This window comes from Nostoc sp. DedQUE02, from assembly GCF_034531035.1.
GTDB lineage: Bacteria > Cyanobacteriota > Cyanobacteriia > Cyanobacteriales > Nostocaceae > Nostoc.
On record NZ_JAVRBY020000153.1, the window covers coordinates 1 to 791 of the forward strand.

Consider the following 791-nt stretch of genomic DNA (forward strand, 5'->3'; position numbering starts at 1 on the left):
AAACTGTTGTAATTGACTGTTTGAGCAGAAGTTTAACTCCGTTTATTATACCTCTATATTTCTAATGGGTATTAAATAAATCAATTTATGCAGTTTTCAAATAAAAATTGCATAAACTATCTATGTGATTTTAAATGGTCGCATCCCGGTTTGCTACCAAGTTGTAACAGACAGGATAGGTAAAAACGAACGCATTTACTGATTTATCATCTGCCACGCTCTCTGTTTTAATAATTATCGAACAGAATTCACCGATGCATAATTTGATTTCTGTTATACCTATTTAAGATATAGAAGTAAAAAATACTCATCTAAATTTCCGTTTAACAAGATTCTATTTTTCTGAGCTTGACACCAATGGTAAGATTGTCAATAATTTGAGGATATTGAGTATTTATATCTGACTATGAAACTAAAAAATATACAAGAAATATTTTCTCTAACTCAAAGTAAATTTGCGATCGCTCTACTTTTGACACTGTTTAGCTGTACTAGTTCTCCTTTAATATTGATAGCAAAGTCTCAACAGCCAACTAGCAGTGGTAATCAACCACCACAAGACGGATCGAGTAGAGGTAGACCTACTCAACGGGGAGGAGCAGGTAGCCGTGGTAATTGTCCATCTGTGGAAGTACCAATTGTAGCCTTAATACCTGAAAAAACAGTAAGCTTAGTTGTTGAAGCAAATCCCACCTTTTGGGTGTTTGTACCCTATCAACTTAAAGATGTACCTAAGGGAGAATTTGTATTACAAGATGAAGCAAACAACGACATTTACCGGGCTTCTTTTA

Annotated in this window: 1 protein-coding gene; it reads left to right on the top strand. The window is 34.3% G+C overall.

Annotated elements, in window-relative coordinates; genetic code table 11:
* Window positions 1-406 precede the first annotated feature (406 nt).
* A partial coding sequence (locus RMX98_RS36275) for a DUF928 domain-containing protein (RefSeq protein ID WP_409882112.1) occupies window positions 407-791 on the top strand: 385 nt, incomplete at its 3' end.